The organism is Streptomyces sp. NPDC020362 (assembly GCF_040642095.1).
Taxonomy (GTDB): domain Bacteria; phylum Actinomycetota; class Actinomycetes; order Streptomycetales; family Streptomycetaceae; genus Streptomyces.
In genome coordinates, this window is the sequence record NZ_JBFAET010000003.1 from 145,550 (window position 1) to 163,330 (window position 17,781).

Consider the following 17,781-nt stretch of genomic DNA (forward strand, 5'->3'; position numbering starts at 1 on the left):
CGGGACGCCGCAGCGGGAAGGACAGACGTACTTTGGGCACCGTCATGAGTTGCCGCGACGGCGCATGACGAGCAGGGTGCCGGCACCGGCGGTGACCAAAGTGGCCGCCACACCACCCAGGACCAGTTCCTTCGTGTGGTCGTTGGCACCGGTGTCCGCGAGGTGCGGCTTGGTCACGTGGTGCCCGTAGCCGCCGTCGTGGCTGTCGTCGTGGCTGTCGTTGTGGCCGCTGTCGTGGCCGCTGTCGTGACTGCCGTCCTGGCCGTCGTCGTGGCCGTAGTCGCAGTCGTGGCCGTAGCCGTAGTCGTCGTGGTCGCAGTGCGGCGGCTTCGGCGGGTAGGGCGGCTTCGGCGGGTAGGGCGGGTAGGGCGTGTGCGTCGGATGCGGGGGATACGGGGTGCCCTGGGCGTGAGCGGTCGCTGCGCCTGCCAGGGGTGCTGCAAAGAGTGCAGCTGCTGCGGCGGCTGACGCCACAACAGATCGCCATCTCGGCGATGTCGTCATCTTTTCCACTCTCCTCGACTTGAGTAGGAGGCCCGAATGCGATGTGGGCAGACTCCAGGTCCTGGATAATGGAATAAATAGGAATTTATCGGCACAAATCACACAGAGGCGTGTATTAGTCACCGGATGGTGTAGTGCCAACAGGACGCCGACGCCTCCATGCCCGGGCTGGGCATGGAGGCGTCGGCGGTCTCGCGTGGTTCCGGTTACTTCACCGGCTCCGGCTCCGGCTCGCTCTCGGCCTGCGCCTCGCCCGCCGGGTCGACCGGCGTCCTGACGGAGTCGAGGAGCAGCTGGGCCACGTCCACGACCTGGATGGACTCCTTCGCCTTGCCGTCGTTCTTCTTGCCGTTGACCGAGTCGGTCAGCATGACGAGGCAGAACGGGCAGGCGGTGGAGACGATGTCCGGGTTGAGGGAGAGGGCCTCGTCGACGCGCTCGTTGTTGATGCGCTTGCCGATCCGCTCCTCCATCCACATCCGGGCGCCGCCGGCGCCGCAGCAGAAGCCGCGCTCCTTGTGGCGGTGCATCTCCTCGTTGCGCAGGCCCGGGACCTTGCCGATGATCTCGCGCGGAGGCGTGTAGATCTTGTTGTGGCGGCCCAGGTAGCACGGGTCGTGGTAGGTGATGATGCCCTCGACCGGCGTGACCGGGATCAGCTTGCCCTCGTCCACCAGGTGCTGGAGCAGCTGGGTGTGGTGGATGACCTCGTAGTCGCCGCCGAGCTGCGGGTACTCGTTGCCCAGGGTGTTCAGGCAGTGCGGGCAGGTGGCGACGATCTTCTTCGCCGACCTCGGCTTCTTCGACTCCGCCGTGACCTTGCCCTCGTCGTCCAGCTCCTCGCCGAACGCCGTGTTCAGGGCCATGACGTTCTCCATGCCGAGCTCCTGGAACAGGGGCTCGTTGCCGAGACGGCGGGCGGAGTCACCGGTGCACTTCTCGTCGCCGCCCATGATCGCGAACTTCACGCCCGCGATGTGCAGCAGCTCGGCGAAGGCCTTGGTGGTCTTCTTGGCGCGGTCCTCCAGGGCGCCGGCGCAGCCGACCCAGTAGAGGTACTCGACCTCGGTGAGGTCCTCGATGTCCTTGCCGACGACCGGGACCTCGAACTCGACCTCCTTCAGCCACTCCAGGCGCTGCTTCTTCGCCAGGCCCCAGGGGTTGCCCTTCTTCTCCAGGTTCTTGAGCATCGTGCCCGCCTCGGACGGGAACGCGGACTCGATCATCACCTGGTAGCGGCGCATGTCGACGATGTGGTCGACGTGCTCGATGTCGACGGGGCACTGCTCGACACAGGCGCCGCAGGTGGTGCAGGACCACAGGACGTCCGGGTCGATGACGCCGTTCTCCTCGGCGGTGCCGATCAGCGGGCGCTCGGCCTCGGCGAGGGCGGCCGCGGGAACGTCCTTCAGCTGCTCCTCGGACGCCTTCTCCTCGCCCTCCACGGTCTTGCCGCCACCCGCGAGCAGGTAGGGCGCCTTGGCGTGGGCGTTGTCGCGCAGCGACATGATCAGCAGCTTCGGGGAGAGCGGCTTGCCCGTGTTCCAGGCGGGGCACTGCGACTGGCAGCGGCCGCACTCGGTGCAGGTGGAGAAGTCGAGGAGGCCCTTCCAGGAGAACTGCTCGACCTGGGAGACGCCGAAGACGTCGTCCTCGCCCGGGTCCTCGAAGTTGATCGGCTTGCCGCCGGAGGTCATCGGGAGCAGGGCGCCCAGGGAGGTCCCGCCGTCCGCGTTCCGCTTGAACCAGATGTTGGGGAAGGCGAGGAAGCGGTGCCAGGCGACACCCATGTCGGTCTTCAGGGCGACCGTGATCATCCAGATGAAGGAGGTCGCGATCTTCAGGCCCGCGAAGAAGTACGTGAGGTTCTGGAGCGTGGAGACGTCCACGCCCTCGAGCCAGTTGACCACCGGGTACGAGATGAAGAACGAGGACTCGTAGCCGTCCACGTGGTGCTGGGCGCCCTCCAGCGCGTGCAGCATGAAGATGCAGACGCCGACGATGAGGATGACGGCCTCGACGAAGTACGCCTGGCCGAAGTTGGAGCCGGCGAAGCGGGACTTGCGGCCCGGCTTGTTCGGCTTGCTCAGCTGGCGGATCACGATCAGCGTCAGGATGCCGAGCACGGTCATCGTGCCGATGAACTCGACGAAGATGTTGTACGGCGCCCAGTCGCCGATGACCGGCAGGATCCAGTCGGCCTGGAACAGCTGGCCGATGGCGTTGACGATCGTCAGCAGCAGCGAGAAGAAGCCCACCGCCACGAACCAGTGCGCGACGCCGACGATGCCCCAGCGGTTCATCCGGGTGTGGCCGAGGAACTCCCTGGCCACGGTGAGGGTGCGCTGGACGGGCTCGTCGGTGCGGGTGCCCGCGGGCACGCTCTGGCCGAGCCGCATGAAGTTGTAGATCTGCAGGAGGGCGCGGGCGAACAGGGCCACGCCGACCACGATCAGAACCAGCGACACGATGATCGCGGCGAGTTGCATTTCGGGGCTCCTCGGGCCTGCGAGGGACATTACTAAGCGGTAACTTATGCAGTCCGTTCGAGACTACCCGCATCCCTCCTCGCACTGTAGCCAGGAGCGGGGTGATCTGGATCGCTGAGGGGAGCCTGAGGGGGTGGGCATTCCGATCGTGTTATTCGTACCGAATTGCTACATTCGCGCCTAACTTAGAGCCGTGCTCTACGGGATCGCAGCCGCCACCGCCGCCCTGCTTCTGACCGCCGTGCTCGCGGCGCTGCTCAGGGTGCCCGCCCGGCGGGCGGGGCTCGTCGACCGGCGGCGGCAGCGGCCGGTGCCGGTCGTCGGGGGGCTCGCCGTCGTGGCCGTCACCTGTCTGGTCTCCTGGGCGGGCGAGTGGACGAAGGTGGCCCGGCTGGGTGACGGGGTCGGGCGGCTGCTCGTCGCCGGCGCCGGGATCGCCCTGCTCGGACTGGTCGCCGACGTGTGGCGGCTGCGGGCGCGGGTCCTGGTCGCCGGTACGGCCGTCGCGGCGGCCTGCGTGGTGCCGTACGACGAGACGGGCATCTGGGGCGGGATCCTGGCCGTGGGCTGGATCGTCTTCGTCTCGCTCGCCTTCAAGGGGCTCGACCATGCCGACGGGCTGGCCGGCACGGTCGGGGTGATCACCGCCTTCGGTGCGGGGGTCTGCGCCGCCGCCGAGGTGATGGACGGGCTCGCCGTGCTGCTCAGCGTCTTCGCCGCCGCCCTCACCGGCTTCCTGATGCACAACTGGCATCCCGCCCGGGTCGGGCTCGGGGCCTGCGGCTCGCTGTTCACCGGGTTCCTGCTCTCCTCGGCCGCCGTCTTCACGCGCGCGGGCTATGCACTGGGGCCCACCGTGGGCGTGCTGTTCTGCCTCGGCGCCGTGGCCGCCGCCGACTTCCTGCTGGTCGTCGTCGCGCGCGGGGCGGCCCGCCGGCCGCTGCTCAGGCGCGGCCCGGACCATCTCGCGCACCGGCTGCGGCGGCTCGGGCTCACGCCCCAGGGGGCCGTCGTGCTGCTCGGGGCCGGTTCCTTCTCCGCGGTGCTCGTGGGGGTGCTCGTGCACACCGGGTGGACGGCGAAGGGAGCCGTGCTGTGGGTGGCCGGCGGGGCGCTCTTCGCCGTGCTCGTACTCATTCGGGTGCCTGTTCAACCGCCGCAACCGCCTCGCCGGGATACATCTACGCAGGTCAGCGGCCAGTTGCGTGTAAGGAACGGATAAGAGTTGAGTCTGTCTGACTCAGGTCTGTTGACCGGACGAATCCTCTCGTGCACACTTGAGCCTGTTCCACTCAAGTCAGCTGGAGGAATCAAAAATGGCACGTGCGGTCGGCATCGACCTGGGCACGACTAACTCCGTCGTCAGCGTTCTGGAGGGCGGCGAGCCCACCGTCATCACCAACGCCGAGGGTGCCAGGACCACGCCGTCCGTCGTCGCCTTCGCCAAGAACGGTGAGGTGCTCGTCGGCGAGGTCGCCAAGCGCCAGGCGGTCACGAACGTGGACCGGACCATCCGGTCCGTCAAGCGTCACATGGGCACCGACTGGAAGATCCAGCTGGACGGGAAGGACTTCAACCCGCAGCAGATCTCCGCGTTCATCCTGCAGAAGCTGAAGCGGGACGCCGAGGCCTACCTGGGCGAGAAGGTCACGGACGCGGTCATCACCGTCCCGGCCTACTTCAACGACTCCGAGCGCCAGGCGACGAAGGAGGCCGGCGAGATCGCCGGTCTGAACGTCCTGCGCATCGTCAACGAGCCCACCGCGGCCGCGCTCGCCTACGGCCTCGACAAGGACGACCAGACGATCCTCGTCTTCGACCTCGGTGGCGGCACCTTCGACGTGTCCCTCCTGGAGATCGGCGACGGCGTCGTCGAGGTGAAGGCCACCAACGGTGACAACCACCTCGGTGGTGACGACTGGGACCAGCGCGTCGTCGACTACCTGGTCAAGCAGTTCCAGTCCGGTCACGGCGTGGACCTGTCCAAGGACAAGATGGCCCTGCAGCGTCTGCGCGAGGCCGCCGAGAAGGCCAAGATCGAGCTGTCCTCGTCCAGCGAGACCTCGATCAACCTGCCCTACATCACGGCGTCCGCCGAGGGCCCGCTGCACCTGGACGAGAAGCTGACCCGCGCTCAGTTCCAGCAGCTGACCGCGGACCTGCTGGAGCGCTGCAAGACGCCGTTCCACAACGTCATCAAGGACGCCGGCATCGCGCTCGGCGAGATCGACCACGTCGTCCTCGTCGGTGGCTCCACCCGTATGCCCGCCGTCGCCGAGCTCGTCAAGGAGCTGACCGGTGGCAACGAGGCCAACAAGGGAGTGAACCCGGACGAGGTCGTCGCCATCGGCGCCGCCCTCCAGGCCGGTGTCCTCAAGGGTGAGGTCAAGGACGTCCTGCTCCTCGACGTGACCCCGCTGTCCCTCGGTATCGAGACCAAGGGCGGCATCATGACCAAGCTCATCGAGCGGAACACGACGATCCCGACCAAGCGGTCCGAGATCTTCACCACCGCCGAGGACAACCAGCCGTCCGTGCAGATCCAGGTCTACCAGGGCGAGCGCGAGATCGCGGCGTACAACAAGAAGCTCGGGATGTTCGAGCTGACCGGTCTGCCGCCGGCGCCGCGTGGTGTCCCGCAGATCGAGGTCGCCTTCGACATCGACGCCAACGGCATCATGCACGTGACCGCGAAGGACCTCGGCACGGGCAAGGAGCAGAAGATGACCGTCACCGGCGGCTCCTCGCTGCCGAAGGACGAGGTCGACCGGATGCGCCAGGAGGCCGAGAAGTACGCGGAGGAGGACCACGCCCGCCGCGAGGCCGCCGAGACCCGCAACCAGGGCGAGCAGCTGGTCTACCAGACCGAGAAGTTCCTCAAGGACAACGAGGACAAGGTCCCCGGTGAGATCAAGACCGAGGTCGAGGCCTCCGTCGAGGAGCTGAAGGCCGCGCTCAAGGGCGAGGACACCGCCGAGATCCGCACCGCCACCGAGAAGGTCGCGGCCGTCTCCCAGAAGCTGGGCCAGGCCATGTACGCCGACGCCCAGGCCGGGCAGGCCGCCGCGGGCGGTGCCGCCGGTGCCGAGGCCCCGAAGGCCGAGGACGACGTGGTCGACGCCGAGATCGTGGACGACGAGCGCAAGGACGGTGCCGCGTGACGGAGGAGACCCCGGGCTTCGAGGAGAAGCCCGACGTCCCCTCCGGCGCCACCCCCGACGACGCCGAGCCGAAGGCCGCCCCCGAGGAGGGGGCGGCCCCGGCCGGGGACGTAGCAGCAGACGCGGGCCTGGTCGCCCAGCTGGACCAGGTACGCACGGCGCTCAACGAGCGCACCCTGGACCTCCAGCGGCTCCAGGCCGAGTACCAGAACTACCGCCGCCGGGTCGAGCGCGACCGGATCGCGGTCAAGGAGATCGCCATCGCGAACCTCCTGACCGAGCTCCTGCCCGTGCTCGACGACATCGGCCGCGCGCGGGAGCACGGGGAACTGGTCGGCGGCTTCAAGTCGGTGGCCGAGTCGCTGGAGACCGTCGCGGCGAAGATGGGCCTGCAGCAGTTCGGCAAGGAGGGCGAGCCCTTCGACCCGACGATCCACGAGGCCCTGATGCACAGCTACGCGCCGGACGTCACCGAGACGACGTGCGTGGCCATCCTGCAGCCCGGGTATCGCATCGGCGAGCGCACCATCCGCCCCGCGCGGGTGGCCGTCGCCGAGCCGCAGCCCGGCGCGCAGGCCGTCAAGGCCGAGGAGGCCGAGGAGAGCTCGGCGACCGGCGCCGCCGACGACAAGGAGAACGGTGGCCCGGAGGAGGGCTGACGTAATCACCGCTGACAGGAAGGAGGGACGTCGGGGATGAGCACCAAGGACTTCATCGAGAAGGACTTCTACAAGGTCCTCGGCGTCCCCAAGGACGCCACCGAGGCCGAGATCAAGAAGGCGTACCGGAAGCTCGCCCGCGAGTTCCACCCGGACGCCAACAAGGGCAACGCCAAGGCCGAGGAGCGCTTCAAGGAGATCTCCGAGGCGAACGACGTCCTCGGCGACCCGAAGAAGCGCAAGGAGTACGACGAGGCGCGCGCCCTGTTCGGCAACGGCGGCTTCCGCCCCGGGCCGGGCGCCGGCGGCTCCTACAACTTCGACCTGGGCGACCTCTTCGGAGGCGGGGGCAACGCCCAGAGCGGAGGCTTCGGCGGTGGCATCGGTGACGTCTTCGGGGGCCTGTTCAACCGCGGCGGTGGCTCGGGCACCCGTACCCAGCCCCGGCGCGGCCAGGACATCGAGTCCGAGGTCACGCTGAGTTTCACGGAGGCCATCGAGGGCGCCACGGTGCCCCTGAGGATGTCCTCCCAGGCGCCCTGCAAGGCCTGCTCGGGCACCGGCGACAAGAACGGCACCCCACGGGTGTGCCCGACCTGCGTCGGTACCGGGCAGGTGGCGCGGGGCTCGGGCGGCGGGTTCTCGCTCACCGACCCCTGCCCCGACTGCAAGGGCCGCGGCCTGATCGCCGAGCACCCCTGCCTGGAGTGCAAGGGCAGCGGGCGCGCCAAGTCGTCGCGGACCATGCAGGTCCGTATCCCCGCGGGGGTGACCGACGGCCAGCGCATCCGGCTGCGCGGCAAGGGAGCGCCCGGCGAGCGGGGCGGACCGGCGGGCGACCTGTATGTGATGGTCCACGTCGGCGAGCACCCGGTGTTCGGGCGCAAGGGCGACAACCTCACCGTCACCGTGCCGGTGACGTTCGCGGAGGCGAGTCTCGGCGGCGAGGTGCGGGTCCCGACCCTCGGCGGCCCGGCCGTCACCCTGAAGCTCCCGCCCGGCACGCCCAACGGCCGCACCATGCGCGCCCGGGGCAAGGGCGCGGTCCGCAAGGACGGCACCCGCGGCGATCTGCTGGTCACCGTCGAGGTGAGTGTTCCGAAGGACGTGTCGGGGAAGGCTCGTGACGCACTGGAGGCGTATCGCGAGGCGACCGCGGGCGAGGACCCGCGGGCGGAGCTGTTCGAGGCCGCGAAGGGAGATTGAGGGTGATGGACGGCCGTCGGCGTAACCCGTACGAACTGACCGAGGAGACCCCGGTCTACGTCATCTCGGTGGCGGCCCAGCTCTCCGGACTCCACCCGCAGACGCTGCGCCAGTACGACCGCCTCGGTCTGGTCTCCCCGGACCGCACGGCCGGCCGTGGCCGCCGCTACTCGGCCCGCGACATCGAACTGCTCCGTCAGGTGCAGCAGTTGTCGCAGGCCGAGGGCATCAACCTGGCCGGCATCAAGCGCATCATCGAACTGGAGAACCAGGTCGCCGCGCTCCAGTCCCGCGTCGCGGAGATGCAGTCGGCCCTGGACGGTGCGGCGGCCGCGATGCAGCAGCGCGAGGCCGCCGTCCACGCCTCCTACCGGCGCGACCTGGTCCCGTACCAGGAGGTGCAGCAGACCAGCGCGCTGGTGGTGTGGCGGCCGAAGCGGCAGCAGTCCTCGGACTGACGGCACCCCAGCCGAACAACAGGGCCCGTGGACGTCCACCGTCCGCGGGCCCTTGCCTGTGCGGGGGTACCGGTGTCTGCGGGCCCTTGCCTGTGTGAGGGTCCGGTGTCTGCGGACCCTTGCCTGTGCGGGGGGCCGGTGTCCGCCGGGCCGCGTCCGTGCGGGCGTCCGGCCTGCCGCGGGGGCGCGGTCAGCCGGGGAGCAGGTCGCCCGCCATCTCCAGCGCGATCATCCACATCGGCCGGCCCCCGGTGCCGGACGCGGCGGCCGGCGCATGGCCGACGGCCGCGTCCGTGGCGTCCGGGGCCGCGTCCCTGTGCCACTCGACGAACACCCGCCCGTCGCCCCCGGATGGTCCGCCATGTCCGTACCGGCGGTGCGGCGCAGGACGCCACGGCCACGGCCCCTGAACGAGTCGTACGCCAGGGAGACGGACGACGGAGGGTTCATGCTCCCGAGCGCCGCACGGTTGGCCAGGTCTGTTCGATCACACGATCGAGTCGACTCTTTTGCCAACTCATGGACTCCCCTTTGGATGGAGGGTCCGTAAAGAGTGTTTGGAGGCGATTCCGTTGCTTCTTCACAGGTGCAGCGGAGCGTGCTGTTGCGCACTCGTTAAGTAGTTCGTCTTGACGCCGGGTAGTGGCTCCAAGTTGTCTTTTCAGACACCTGGGTCGTAAAGCTGCACCCACGTCCGGAACGCACCTGAAGTGAGCCCTCGAATGCGTCGTATCGCCATATCCGTGGCCGCGTCCACGATGACCCTCTCGCTCGCCGGCTGCGGCGTGCTGGACGCGACGGGGGACAGCGCGAGCGCGAGCCCGACGAAGGGCAACGACGTCACCGTCGGGCTGCTGCTGCCGGAGAAGGCGAACACGCGCTACGACAAGTTCGACTACCCGATCATCAAGCAGAAGGTCGCCGAGCTGACCCACCAGAAGGGCAAGGTTGCGTACGCGAACGCCAACGCGGACGCCGCCCGGCAGGCCGCCCAGATGCAGCAGATGATCGACGACAAGGCCGACATCATCCTGCTCGACGCGGTCGACTCGCACGCCATCGCCGGCGAGGTCAAGAAAGCCAAGGACGCGGGCATTCCGGTCATCGCCTACGACCGGCTGGCCGAGGGCCCGATCGACGCCTACATCTCCTTCGACAACGAGCTGGTCGGCGAGGTGCAGGGCCGCTCGCTGCTGTCGGCCCTGGGGTCGAGCGTCGACACCTCCGACAAGGTCGTCATGGTGAACGGCTCGCCCACCGACCCGAACGCCAAGCAGTTCAAGCAGGGCGCGCTCTCCGAGCTGAACGGCAAGGTGGACATCGCGGCGAGCTTCGACACCAAGGACTGGAAGCCGGAGAACGCCGAGGCCGAAATGACCGAGGCGATCAACAAGATCGGCAAGAACAACATCGCCGCGGTCTACGCCGCCAACGACGGCATGGCCGGCGGCGTCATCAAGGCCCTCGAGGCGGCCGGTGTCACCAAGCTGCCCCCGATCACCGGCCAGGACGCCGAACTGGACGCGGTGCAGCGGGTCGTCGCCGGCGAGCAGTACATGAGCGTGTACAAGTCCTACCCGGACGAGGCCGAGGCCGCCGCCCAGATGGCCGTCACCAAGGTGCAGGGCAAGGACATCCAGTTCGACGCCCTCACTCAGGACAAGGTGGACAGCCCGACCAGCAAGGACATCCCCTCCAAGCTGGTCCAGGTGTCCGAGCTGACCAAGAGCAGGATCAAGGAAACGGTCCTCGAGGACGGGATCTACACCGTCGGCGACATCTGCACCGCCAAGTACAAGGCCGCCTGCGCGACGGCCGGTCTGAAGTAGGCGACCGCCCTCCACCGGGCCGCGGCCCGGTGCGGGCGGCGGGCCGAACCGGGCGACGGGCCGATACGCGTCGCAGTCCGATGCGGACGGCGGGCTGAAGAGCTCGGCGGACGGCGCGGTGGGCCGAAGCGGCGGGCGCGGCCCGGCCGATCGCGCATGGGCCCGGTCGATCGCGGCGCGGGCCCGGTCGATCGGGGCGCGGGCCGGGCGTCACCCGCGCGTGCGGGACGGGCGTGCCGGCGAGCGGTCGGCGGACAACCGGAGACAACACGAGACGCGGCGACCGTCGGCGGGTTTACGACGGTCGCCGCGTCACGTGCCTGAGCGGCCCTCTCGTATCGCACCACCCCCGTGAGCGCGATACGACGGCCCCGGCCGAACGGGGGGAGTCCGACCGGGGCCGCTCCGGGTGCTGATGCACCCGGGGGAAGCGGGAACAACGATGCCCCGGTGACGATCGCGCCACCACCATCATCTTGTTGCAATGCGACGGGCGGAGGCCGGGAGAAAACCGGTCATAACGTCAGTTAACGGCGGCGATGGTCGGGCGAGCCGTGTTGCGGACCCGGTCACGGCCGCGCATAGTTGCGCTGCGGAAGTGGCACCGAGCCGGGGGTGGAATGGGCGATGGCCGGGCGCTGGACGGAGGAGCATCCACACGGGGCCGACCGGCTGTGCGGGCCGGGGGATCGTGTGTATTCCCGGGCCGTGCGTCGGGGACGGGTGCCGCGCACGGACGCGGAGCCGGTGCCCTGCCTGCTGGAACTGGCCCTGTTGCACCCCGACCCCGACGACATGGACTGGCTGGTGCCGACCTCCCCTGCGGAGGTGATGACCCGGCTGCTGCGCGGGGTGTACGACGAGGTCCGCGAGAGCCAGCGGCGGGTGGGCTCGGCGGTGGCCGCCTTCGAGTGGTACGCCGGCCTCGGCCGCCAGCTGCAGGCGCTGTCCGCACCGGGCGAGGGCGCGGCCATCCGCGTACTGGACGGGCTCTCCCGCATCCAGGCCGCGATGGACGAGGCGACCGAGGCGTGCACCAGCGAGGTGCTGATCGTGCAGCCCGGCGGCATCCGGCGGGAGGCCGAGCTGACCGAGGGAATGCACCGCGCGGTGGCCCTGCGCGGCCGGGGCGTGCACATGCGCGCCCTGTACACCCACGTGGCCCGGCACGGGCAGGGGCTCCTCAACTACCTGGAGCTGATGGGTGACACGGTCGAGGCGCGCACCCTCGACGAGGTCATCGACCGGCTGATCCTGTTCGACCGCACCGTCGCGTTCATCCCCGCCAACACCGAGCGCACGATGGCCCTGGAGCTGCGCCACCCGGCCCTGGTCGAGTACCTGGTGACCGTCTTCGAACGTCTGTGGCGCCTGGCACTGCCGTTGACGGCCGCCCTCCCCGACAGCGGCGTCGAGGGCATCTCGCACCGTGAGCGGTCCATCGCGGCGCTGCTCGCGGAGGGCCACCAGGACGCGGTGATCGCCGAGCGGCTCGGGATCAGCGTCCGTACCTGCCGGGCCCATATCGCCCGCCTGTCGGACACCCTCGGCGCGGCGAGCCGTACCCAGCTGGGCGTGCGCATCGCCCAGGTGGGCCTGGACCAGCTCCAGCACGCCGGCCCGCCGACCGCGCCCGCCGCGCTCACGATTCCCGATCAAGAATCCCCGACCGGGCGATGAGGTAGCCGAGTTGGGCCCTGCTCTCGCTGCCGAGGGTGGTGGCGAGTTTGGCGATGTGGACGCGGGCGGTGCGGACGTTCATGCCGAGGCGGTCGGCGATGGCGGTGTCGGTGTGGCCTTCGACGAGGAGGGCGGCGATGGCGCGCTGGCGGGGGGTGACGCCGTTCAGGGTGGGGCGCTGGACGGCCTCGGGGTACATCGGGGTGGCCAGCCGCCACAGCCGGTCGAACGTCGTGACGAAGTACGCGAGCAGCGCCGGGTGCCGTACCTCCAGGGCGAGCCGTCCGTCCTCGCCCGCCGGCAGGAACGCCACCGTGCGGTCGATGACGATCAGCCGGTCCGGCAGTTCGTCCAGACCCCGGGCCAGGAGGTCGCCCCGCAGCTTCTCGAATCCGCCGTACACGGCGGGCAGATGGCGCAGGCTGTGGTGGTAGAGACCGCGCATCCGGGCGCCGCGGTCGAGCACCGCCTGGTCGCGGGCCAGGGCGGCCGCCGCGGCGGCCTCGCCGCGCGGGCCGGTGAGCCCTGCGTGCGGCTGGATGCTGAGAATCTCCTCGGCGGCCCCGGCCATGGCTTCGGTGATGGCCCGGTTGATCGGCTCGGTCCCGCTGTGCAGCCGCAGCACCGGGTTGTCCGGGCCGGGGCCCGCGGCGCTCGGTGTGCCGATCCGCATGAGCGGCTCGAACTGCTCCACCAGCCGCTCCTCGCGCCGCCGTTCGTCGGCTATGCGCGCCGCCGAGCCGCTGAGCAGCCGGTGCAGGGCCGCGGCGGGGGAGACCGGCTCCAGCAGGTCAGGGTCGTCGAGGGCCGGGTGCAGCAGCCCCAGGTCGGTCAGGCAGGGGGCGTCGGCGGCCTCCACGGCGCTGATGCGGCCCTCGCGCAGCGCCTGTTCGTACCGTCTCGCGCCGGCCGGGCACAGCTGCTCGGGTCCGTGTCTGCAGTGGTTCACCGGGCGGTCTCCTCCGGGTCGAGGATCCCCGACCGGGCGATGAGGTAGCCGAGTTGTGCGCGGCTCTCGCTGCCGAGGGTGGTGGCGAGTTTGGCGATGTGGACGCGGGCGGTGCGGACGTTCATGCCGAGCCGGTCGGCGATGGCGGTGTCGGTGTGGCCTTCGACGAGGAGGGCGGCGATGGCGCGCTGGCGGGGGGTGACGCCGTTCAGGGTGGGGCGCTGGACGGCCTCGGGGTACATGGGCGTGGCCAGCCGCCACAGCCGGTCGAAGGCCGTCGCGAAGAACCGGAGCAGCGCCGGGTGGCGCACCTCCAGGGCGAGCCGTCCGTCCTCGCCCGCCGGGACGAAGGCGACCGTACGGTCGATCAGGATGAGCCGGTCCGGCAGCTCGTCCAGGGTGCGTGCCTGCGCGTCCCCGCGCAGCTGCTCGTACCGGGCGAGGACGAGCGGTGCGTGGCGCAGGGTGTGCTGGTAGAGGGTGCGGATGCGGGCGCCGCGGTCGAGCACCGCCTGGTCGCGGTCCATGGCGACCGCCTGGGCGGCCCGGCCGCGCTCGTTGTGGTAGTGCACGTTGGGCTGGACGCAGAGCACTTCGTGGGTCGCCTCGGCCGTGGCGTCGCTGATGGCGCCGTTGATGCGGTCCGTGCCGGTGAGGATGCGCAGGGTGGGGGTGTCGGTGTGCGGGCCGTGCTCCGGCCCGCCGTGCAGCAGGGGATCGAACAGCGCCAACAGGCGGTCCTCGCGGCGGCGTTCCTCGGCGATGCGGGCGCGGGAGCCGCGCAGGAGGTGGCTCAGCAGGGCTGCGGGGGCGACGGGTTCGAGCCGGCCGAGGTCGTCGATGGCCGGGTGCAGCAGCCCCAGGTCGGTCAGGCAGGGGGCGTCCGCCGCGTCCTCGGTGCGCAGGCTGCCGTCCCGCAGCGCCTGTTCGTAGCGCTTGGCACCCGCGTCGCACAGCTCCTCGATCCCGTGCCGGCAGTGACTCATGTGCCCGCCTCCTCCGGTTCGAGCATCCCGGACCGCGCTATCAGGTAGCCGAGTTGGGCCCTGCTCTCACTGCCCAGTGTGGCCGCCAGCCGGGCGATGTGGTCGCGGGCGGTGCGGACGTTCATGCCGAGGCGGTCGGCGATGGCGGTGTCGGTGTGGCCTTCGACGAGGAGGGCGGCGATGGCGCGCTGGCGGGGGGTGACGCCGTTCAGGGTGGGGCGCTGGACGGCCTCGGGGTACATCGGGGTGGCCAGCCGCCACAGCCGGTCGAACGTCGTCGCCAGGTAGGCGACCAGCGCGGGATGGCGGACCTCCAGCGCGAGCGTGCCGTCCTCGTCGGCCGGGACGAAGGCCACCTGCCGGTCCATGACGATGAGCCGGTCGGTCAGCTCGTCCAGACAGCGGGCCTGGGTGTCGCCGGTGAGCCGTTCGTTGTAGCCGTGGACGGCGGGGAGATGGACCACCGTGTGCTGGAAGAGCGTCCGGATGCGGCCGCCGCGGTCGAGCAGTCCCTGGTCACGGCGGAAGGCGGTCCCATGGGCGGCTTCGCCGCGCGCACCGGCGAGTCCGGAGTGCGGCTGGATGCACAGGACTTCCTGGTGGGCCTCCTCCATCGCCTCGGTCAGGGCCTGGTTGATGCGCTGGGTGCCGCTGTGCAGGCGCAGCATCGGGGTCTCGGTGGTGGCGCCCGCGGTCTGCGGCCCGGCCGTCCGCATCAGCGGTTCCAGCAGCTCCACCAGCCGTTCCTCGCGCCGGTACTCGTCGGCGATCCGGGTCCGGGAGCCGCGCAGCAGCCGGTTGAGGGCGGCGGCGGGGGTGACGGGTTCGAGGCGGGCGGGGTCGTCGGGGGCCGGGTGCAGCAGGCCGGAGCCGGTCAGGCAGGGCGCCTGGGCGGCCTGGTCGGCGCGCAGGCGCCCGTCCCGCAGGGCTTTTGCGTACAGTTTCGCCCCGGCTGTGCACAGCTCGTCGGCCGCGTGTTCCCGGTGCGGGCCCGCCGTCACTTGGCCGCCTCCTCCTCGTCCACTTCCGCCTCCTTCTTCAGGATGCCGGACTCGCCGATGAGATAGCCGAGTTGTGCGCGGCTCCCGCTGCCGAGGGTGGCGGCGAGTCTGGCGATGTGGACGCGGGCGGTGCGGACGTTCATGCCGAGGCGGTCGGCGATGGCGGAGTCGGTGTGGCCCTCGACGAGCAGGGCGGCGATGGCACGCTGACGGGGGGTGACGCCGTCGAGCGAGGGTTTGTGGACTGCCTCGGGGTACATGGGGGTGGCCAGCCGCCAGAGCCGGTCGAAGACCGTCGCCAGGTGGCCGACGATGGCGGGGTGGCGGATCTCCAGGGCGAGGGTGCGGTCCTCGCTCGCGGGGATGAAGGCCACGGTCCGGTCGAAGACGAGGAGTCGTTCGGTGACCTCGTCCAGGGTGCGGGCCTCGACGTCGCCGTGTAGCTGCTCGTAGCGGGAGTGGACGGTGGGCGCGTGGCGCAGGGTGTGCTGGTAGAGGGCGCGGATGCGGCCGCCGCGGTCGAGCAGGGCCTGGTCGCGTTCCATGGCCCGGGCATGCAGGTCGGGGTGGATCTGCGTGTGGGAGACGTGCGGTTGTATCGTCAGGGACTCCGCCGAGGCGTCGGCCAGGGCGAGCGAAACGGCCTGGTTGATGCGGTCGATGCCGCCGTGCACGCGGATCGTCGGCTCTTCGCCGGCGGTTCCGGCGAGTCCGGCACTCGCCCGCAGCAGCGGTTCGAAGGTCTTGGCGACGTGGGCCTCGCGTCGTCGCTCGTCGGCGATGTGCTCCGCCGAGCGCCGCAGCAGGTCGTGCAGGGCGACGGCCGCGGCGACGGGCTCCAGCCGGTTCATGTCCTCGACGGTGGGCTGCAGCAGCCCGAACTCCAGCAGGCAGGGTGCGGCCGCGGCCTCCGCGCTGCTGATCCACCCCTCGCGCAGAGCATGTTCGTACAGCTCCGATCCCGCCGGGCACACCCCCTGCGTGCCGTGCTCGGGGTGCGGCGCCGAGGTCATCGGCGCGGCCCCCTGGGTATGCCGTTCACTGCCGGTCGTCCGGCACCGGCCGCGAGGTGTCCTTGTCCAGGATCCCCGACTGGGCGATGAGGTAGCCGAGCTGGGCGCGGCTGCCGCTGCCGAGGACCTGGGCGAGCTTGGCGATGTGCGCCCGGCAGGTGCGGACGTTCATGCCCAGACGGCGGGCGATGGCCTCGTCGACGTGGCCCTCGATCAGGAGCTTGGCGATGGAGTGCTGGATGTCCGTGATGCCGCCGGGGGCGGTTTCGTAGGGGCTGCCTGCGCTCAGTGGGACCGCGCGGCTCCACATGAACTCGAAGACCTTGATCAGGTAGCGCACGAGACCCGGGTGGCGCAGCTCGAGGGCGACCTGCCGGTCGTCCCTTATGGGGATGAAGGCGACGGATTCGTCGCAGATGATGAGGCGTTCGACCAGTTCGTCGATGGTGCGGTACTCCGCCTTGCCGTTGGCGAACTGGTCCACGTAGGCGAGTCGCTCGGGGATGTATCTGGCGGTGTGCTGGTACAGGGTCCGGATCCGGACGCCGCGCTCGACCAGGGTCCTGTCGCGCTCCAGGCCCTCGATGACCCTGCGTTGGGCGTGGCGGTGGCTCGGCTGGATGGTCAGCACCTCGTTCTGGCACTGCGCCGTGGCCAGGTCGAGGGCCGCGTTGATGCGGTCCAGGCCCTCCAGCACGGTGATCGCGTGGGTGGGGGCCGCGACCTCGGAGGTGAGCGACATGAAGGGCTCGAAGACGTTGGCGATCTCCATGGACGTGTGTCTGCGCTCGGAGATCTCGCGCTCGATCGGCATGAGCCGCTGGGTCAGGGCCACCGAAGGGGGAACCGGGCGGAGCCAGTTGGCGTCATCGGGATCGGCGTGCAGGAGAGCGAACTCCATCAGGCAGGGAGCGGCCTCCACGTCCGCGCGGGCGACACGCCCGGTGCGCAGTGCGTTGGCGTAGAGACGCCTTCCTTCCTCGCACAGTTCGGTGATGGCGTGGGGATGCGTCGCTTCTGTCGGATTTATTGTCAAATCGCCACCCCCCAGGGTCCTGAACATGCAGGAACATGATGCACTGATTGTGTGGTCATGACGTGCCTGAATGAGCCATCGTCTTATCCGACGGGGGAAGAGGGGACCTTCAAGTGAGGACGAAGCCGACTATGCGTAAGAGAATGCTTCGCTCGGTGCTTGTCGCCGCCTTCTCAGCCGTTGTGGCCTTCGGAACGCTGAATGGCCTCTCCACTGCGAAGGACGACGTGCGGGCGGGCGACACCCAGTGGGGTGTGGTGAAGGTCGGTGGGGCTGTCGACAAGGACGTGGCGGTCACCCCGGACGACACCCAGTGGGGCTGACATGACGACGCCTCCAGACGACCGTTCCTTCCGACGGGAAATGGCCACTGCCTACCGCTCGGGCTGGCACTTCATCGACCTGGTCACCGCCATCCCCCACAGCGGTGACTCGTTGATGGTGACGGTGTTCGGCGAGCCGGTCGTCGTCACCCGGGACGACGACGAGGACGTGCGCGCGTACCGGTGCCTGCGCAAGCCCCGCGGGGCTCCGCAGCCGGTGCGGTGTGCCATCCGCTACGGCATGATCTTTGTGAACCTGGACCAACGGGACCATCGGCTTGCGGAGCCGGAGGAACCGGACCTGACGACCATCTCGGCCACCCCCCGCAGTGCCTGACGCGATTCCCCCGTCGTAAAAAAATCGCTCAGGTGCTTCCCCCCGCAGCGGGGGGGGGGGGGGGGGGGGGGGGGGGGGGCCGCGCCCGGGCGGGGGGGAGGGGTGTTGGGGGGTGGGGGGGGGGCGGGGGAGGGTAAAAAAAGACAACAC

17 protein-coding genes are annotated in these 17,781 nt (G+C 70.1%); 9 read left to right on the forward strand and 8 right to left on the reverse strand.

The annotated features are described in order from the left end of the window. Positions 1-42: 42 nt before the first annotated feature. Entirely contained in the window at positions 43-474 is a 432-nt protein-coding gene (locus AB0H32_RS02700) for a hypothetical protein (protein WP_361113093.1), read from the reverse strand. 236 nt (positions 475-710) lie between these two features. After that, on the reverse strand, positions 711-2,993 hold the full coding sequence (locus AB0H32_RS02705) for a (Fe-S)-binding protein (protein ID WP_361113096.1): 2,283 nt from the start codon (positions 2,991-2,993) through the stop codon (positions 711-713). A gap of 193 nt (positions 2,994-3,186) precedes the next feature. Between AB0H32_RS02705 and AB0H32_RS02710 the strand changes: the two genes are divergently transcribed. From AB0H32_RS02710 to AB0H32_RS02730, 5 genes are all read left to right on the forward strand, one after another. Then, positions 3,187-4,215, forward strand: coding sequence for an MraY family glycosyltransferase (locus AB0H32_RS02710; protein ID WP_361113098.1), 1,029 nt, complete (start codon positions 3,187-3,189; stop codon positions 4,213-4,215). 94 nt (positions 4,216-4,309) lie between these two features. Then, complete coding sequence (dnaK, locus tag AB0H32_RS02715; protein ID WP_361113101.1) at positions 4,310-6,154, forward strand: molecular chaperone DnaK; 1,845 nt, start codon at positions 4,310-4,312, stop codon at positions 6,152-6,154. Continuing rightward, positions 6,151-6,813 carry a nucleotide exchange factor GrpE gene (gene grpE / locus AB0H32_RS02720; protein WP_361113104.1) on the forward strand — a complete coding sequence of 221 codons (663 nt, stop codon included), beginning with the start codon at positions 6,151-6,153 and terminating at the stop codon, positions 6,811-6,813. The genes dnaK and grpE overlap by 4 nt, the downstream gene beginning before the upstream one ends. A gap of 36 nt (positions 6,814-6,849) precedes the next feature. Then, positions 6,850-8,019 carry a molecular chaperone DnaJ gene (dnaJ, locus tag AB0H32_RS02725; RefSeq protein ID WP_361113107.1) on the forward strand — a complete coding sequence of 390 codons (1,170 nt, stop codon included), beginning with the start codon at positions 6,850-6,852 and terminating at the stop codon, positions 8,017-8,019. Positions 8,020-8,024: 5 nt separating this feature from the next. Continuing rightward, the gene (locus tag AB0H32_RS02730; protein ID WP_361113110.1) at positions 8,025-8,477 is read left to right on the forward strand and encodes a helix-turn-helix domain-containing protein; all 453 of its coding nucleotides are present in this window, start codon (positions 8,025-8,027) and stop codon (positions 8,475-8,477) included. 190 nt (positions 8,478-8,667) lie between these two features. Here AB0H32_RS02730 and AB0H32_RS02735 read toward each other — a convergent pair whose 3' ends face one another. Next, positions 8,668-8,811, reverse strand: a complete 144-nt coding sequence (locus AB0H32_RS02735; RefSeq protein WP_361113113.1) for a hypothetical protein — start codon at positions 8,809-8,811, stop codon at positions 8,668-8,670. 388 nt (positions 8,812-9,199) lie between these two features. Here AB0H32_RS02735 and AB0H32_RS02740 point away from each other — a divergent pair, with 388 nt between their 5' ends. Together AB0H32_RS02740 and AB0H32_RS02745 are read left to right on the forward strand one after the other, a co-directional pair. Then, entirely contained in the window at positions 9,200-10,306 is a 1,107-nt protein-coding gene (locus tag AB0H32_RS02740) for a substrate-binding domain-containing protein (RefSeq protein ID WP_361113116.1), read from the forward strand. Positions 10,307-10,933: 627 nt separating this feature from the next. Beyond that, entirely contained in the window at positions 10,934-11,986 is a 1,053-nt protein-coding gene (locus AB0H32_RS02745; protein ID WP_361113119.1) for a LuxR C-terminal-related transcriptional regulator, read from the forward strand. On the opposite strand, the gene AB0H32_RS02750 is transcribed toward AB0H32_RS02745, so the two are convergent. Genes AB0H32_RS02750 through AB0H32_RS02770 form a run of 5 tightly spaced genes read right to left on the reverse strand, consistent with a single transcriptional unit; the run spans position 11,949 to position 16,998 of the window. Further along, complete coding sequence (locus AB0H32_RS02750; RefSeq protein ID WP_361113122.1) at positions 11,949-12,935, reverse strand: LuxR C-terminal-related transcriptional regulator; 987 nt, start codon at positions 12,933-12,935, stop codon at positions 11,949-11,951. The two genes, AB0H32_RS02745 and AB0H32_RS02750, sit on opposite strands and share 38 nt — an antisense overlap. Next, entirely contained in the window at positions 12,932-13,921 is a 990-nt protein-coding gene (locus AB0H32_RS02755) for a helix-turn-helix transcriptional regulator (protein ID WP_361113125.1), read from the reverse strand. Before AB0H32_RS02755 ends, AB0H32_RS02750 begins: the two co-directional genes overlap by 4 nt. After that, on the reverse strand, positions 13,918-14,922 hold the full coding sequence (locus tag AB0H32_RS02760; protein ID WP_361113128.1) for a helix-turn-helix transcriptional regulator: 1,005 nt from the start codon (positions 14,920-14,922) through the stop codon (positions 13,918-13,920). Before AB0H32_RS02760 ends, AB0H32_RS02755 begins: the two co-directional genes overlap by 4 nt. Beyond that, the gene (locus AB0H32_RS02765) at positions 14,919-15,935 is read right to left on the reverse strand and encodes a helix-turn-helix transcriptional regulator (protein WP_361113131.1); all 1,017 of its coding nucleotides are present in this window, start codon (positions 15,933-15,935) and stop codon (positions 14,919-14,921) included. The genes AB0H32_RS02760 and AB0H32_RS02765 overlap by 4 nt, the downstream gene beginning before the upstream one ends. 25 nt (positions 15,936-15,960) lie before the next feature. Then, positions 15,961-16,998: a helix-turn-helix transcriptional regulator gene (locus tag AB0H32_RS02770; protein ID WP_361113134.1), complete on the reverse strand. Its 1,038-nt coding sequence runs from the start codon at positions 16,996-16,998 to the stop codon at positions 15,961-15,963. A 104-nt stretch (positions 16,999-17,102) separates the two neighbouring features. Here AB0H32_RS02770 and AB0H32_RS02775 point away from each other — a divergent pair, with 104 nt between their 5' ends. Continuing rightward, positions 17,103-17,294: a hypothetical protein gene (locus AB0H32_RS02775; protein WP_361113137.1), complete on the forward strand. Its 192-nt coding sequence runs from the start codon at positions 17,103-17,105 to the stop codon at positions 17,292-17,294. Position 17,295: 1 nt separating this feature from the next. After that, entirely contained in the window at positions 17,296-17,631 is a 336-nt protein-coding gene (locus AB0H32_RS02780) for a hypothetical protein (RefSeq protein WP_361113140.1), read from the forward strand. Positions 17,632-17,781 lie beyond the last annotated feature (150 nt).

Bases quoted from the DNA above. Each gene is read 5' to 3' on its own strand.
- AB0H32_RS02705 (WP_361113096.1), bottom strand. From the start codon at position 2,993: ATGCAACTCGCCGCGATCATCGTGTCGCTGGTTCTGATCGTGGTCGGC.
- dnaK (WP_361113101.1), top strand. From the start codon at position 4,310: ATGGCACGTGCGGTCGGCATCGACCTGGGCACGACTAACTCCGTCGTC.
- dnaJ (WP_361113107.1), top strand. From the start codon at position 6,850: ATGAGCACCAAGGACTTCATCGAGAAGGACTTCTACAAGGTCCTCGGC.
- AB0H32_RS02730 (WP_361113110.1), top strand. From the start codon at position 8,025: ATGGACGGCCGTCGGCGTAACCCGTACGAACTGACCGAGGAGACCCCG.
- AB0H32_RS02740 (WP_361113116.1), top strand. From the start codon at position 9,200: ATGCGTCGTATCGCCATATCCGTGGCCGCGTCCACGATGACCCTCTCG.
- AB0H32_RS02745 (WP_361113119.1), top strand. From the start codon at position 10,934: ATGGCCGGGCGCTGGACGGAGGAGCATCCACACGGGGCCGACCGGCTG.
- AB0H32_RS02755 (WP_361113125.1), bottom strand. From the start codon at position 13,921: ATGAGTCACTGCCGGCACGGGATCGAGGAGCTGTGCGACGCGGGTGCC.
- AB0H32_RS02765 (WP_361113131.1), bottom strand. From the start codon at position 15,935: ATGACCTCGGCGCCGCACCCCGAGCACGGCACGCAGGGGGTGTGCCCG.
- AB0H32_RS02770 (WP_361113134.1), bottom strand. From the start codon at position 16,998: ATGTTCAGGACCCTGGGGGGTGGCGATTTGACAATAAATCCGACAGAA.
- AB0H32_RS02775 (WP_361113137.1), top strand. From the start codon at position 17,103: ATGCGTAAGAGAATGCTTCGCTCGGTGCTTGTCGCCGCCTTCTCAGCC.
- AB0H32_RS02780 (WP_361113140.1), top strand. From the start codon at position 17,296: ATGACGACGCCTCCAGACGACCGTTCCTTCCGACGGGAAATGGCCACT.